We start from the raw sequence: 809 nt of genomic DNA, 5'->3' as shown, positions 1-809 counted from the left end.
ATCGCCGACAAGCCCGTTGCTGTCGCCGCACCAAACGTGCTCAGCAAATAGTCGGTGTACAAATCGAGTTCTTTGTTCTTCATGGCGACAGGTTATCGTATGCACTGCGTAACATCAGTTACTGATTATTGCCAGTGCGGCCCTTGGCCACTGGCTGGGGCCCTACCACCAGCTTCTGTTCCTTACCCTTGCTGTATTGAGCTTTGGCATAGGTTGGGTTGATGGCAGCGGTATTGCTGTCGAGACGATATTGCGTTTTTCCGCGCTGATGCTGCTGATCTACGCCTTTACCCCGACATTGCCGCCGCAGGGCCTGCCTTACTTTGGCATAGGCATCACCGTCGGGCTGTTGGCCGTGTGGATAGATAGTCTGATCTTCCCCCGGGACCCCTTGCCCAGTGCTCACGAAGGGCTCCGCCAAGCCGGGCGCTGGATTGCTGCGGGCCATAACGCAGGCTGGCTTCATGCCACCGGTTTTTGCGTCGCCGTCACGGGTGGCTTGGCGCTGGCGGTATGGTTGGGCTACAGCCGGCCAGCCTGGGTGGCCGCCGTCATTCTGTTCGTTACCCGTCCCGATGGCCCCGACAGCCTGCGCCGCCTCTTTCTTACCGTATTCGGCACCCTGGTGGGTGCTGGGCTGGCCTGGGTCATCAGCCAATACGCGCACGACCCAACCATATTACTTACTGATGTTACGCAGTAGCTGCGAGAAGCAGCTGTAACTGATCATAAGCCGCGCGGGAGGCGTTGATCAGTAACTTGCGGCAAAGTGCGAATGGGTTCTTCTGCGTCTTGATGCTCAGGCATTC

At 58.1% G+C, this 809-nt stretch carries 1 protein-coding gene; it reads left to right on the top strand.

The annotated features are described in order from the left end of the window. Positions 1 to 196 precede the first annotated feature (196 nt). The gene (locus tag CSQ89_RS21720) at positions 197 to 703 is read left to right on the top strand and encodes an FUSC family protein (protein ID WP_099408002.1); all 507 of its coding nucleotides are present in this window, start codon (positions 197 to 199) and stop codon (positions 701 to 703) included. The last annotated feature ends 106 nt before the right edge of the window (positions 704 to 809 follow it).

The sequence above is a fragment of the Chitinimonas sp. BJB300 genome (assembly GCF_002735695.1).
Classification (GTDB): Bacteria; Pseudomonadota; Gammaproteobacteria; order Burkholderiales; family Chitinimonadaceae; genus Chitinimonas.
Note: the sequence above shows the minus strand (reverse complement) of the source record. Positions and strands in the feature narration are given on the sequence as shown.